The 900-nt window shown below is 60.6% G+C and carries 1 protein-coding gene and 2 pseudogenes; 2 read left to right on the plus strand and 1 reads right to left on the minus strand.

Annotation, left to right across the window (positions count from 1 at the left end; all coding sequences use genetic code 11):
• Window positions 1-228 (plus strand): annotated as a pseudogene (locus tag EOA75_RS34695) (dihydrodipicolinate synthase family protein); the annotation flags it as partial.
• A gap of 297 nt (window positions 229-525) precedes the next feature.
• Window positions 526-753, plus strand: coding sequence for a hypothetical protein (locus EOA75_RS35475; protein WP_245466838.1), 228 nt, complete (start codon window positions 526-528; stop codon window positions 751-753).
• Between the two features lie 30 nt (window positions 754-783).
• Here EOA75_RS35475 and EOA75_RS35480 read toward each other — a convergent pair.
• Window positions 784-900: pseudogene (locus EOA75_RS35480) on the minus strand (IS630 family transposase); the annotation flags it as partial.

The following is a 900-nucleotide window of genomic DNA, read 5'->3' on the forward strand; positions in this document are numbered from 1 at the left end:
GCCCATTCCACCGAAGTTGCCTCCTGCACTTTTGACGAGCAGCGCCGGGTGATGGAGATCGCCCAGGATGAAGTAGGCGACAAATATCCTCTCGTTCATGGCATCTGGGCTGACGGGAGCTTAGAGGCGGCCCGCATCGCCCGCGCGGCGGACCATGGCGGGGCGTCTGCCCTGCTGGTCTTCCCGCCCGCGCCGTTCACTCACGGCCAGCCACCGACCTCCAGCTAATCATCTTCCAGTGTCCACTGGCGACGGGGCAGGGCTATCCGCCCGAAACGCTTGTCAGTCTCTTGGACGAAGTACCCACCATTCACGCTATCAAGGATTGGTCGGGCAACGTTCAACTGCACGACTGGCAAGTGCGCAATCTTCAAAGCCGATCTCAGCCCGTGAACGTTCTGTCCACCCATAGCGCGTGGCTGCTGAGTTCTCTCGTGCTCGGCTGCAATGGCCTGCTCTCGGGAAGCGGCAGCGTGATCGCGGATCTTCAAAGCCAGCTTTTCCACGCCATTCAGAAGAATGATCTTGCCGCTGCACGCCAGATCAACGATCTATCCGCTTGCGCGGATTTTCTACTTAGAACCGTGGGTCGACATGCACAACCGCATGAAGGAAGCGCTGGTGCTTCTCGGCCGCTTGCCGCGTGCCGTCGTGCGCCCACCGCTGGTTCGCCTTCAACACCAGGAAGTCGAGCGGATCCGTATCGCCCAAGCCGGCCTGCTCGATGCGAAAGGAGGGCGCGACGCTGCCTGAAGAGCCTTTCTAGACGTCTAATACCAAGGGTCATGAAGCTCGACCGACGTGAGCCCACTCTCGCATTCCGATTGATTCGATTGTTTCGGGTTGGGCGATGAGCTTCTGCCAAGCCTCGCAGGCGGCGTCGATGATGGCGTCGTGGCC

It is taken from the genome of Mesorhizobium sp. M1A.F.Ca.IN.022.07.1.1, from assembly GCF_003997575.1.
Classification (GTDB): Bacteria; Pseudomonadota; Alphaproteobacteria; order Rhizobiales; family Rhizobiaceae; genus Mesorhizobium.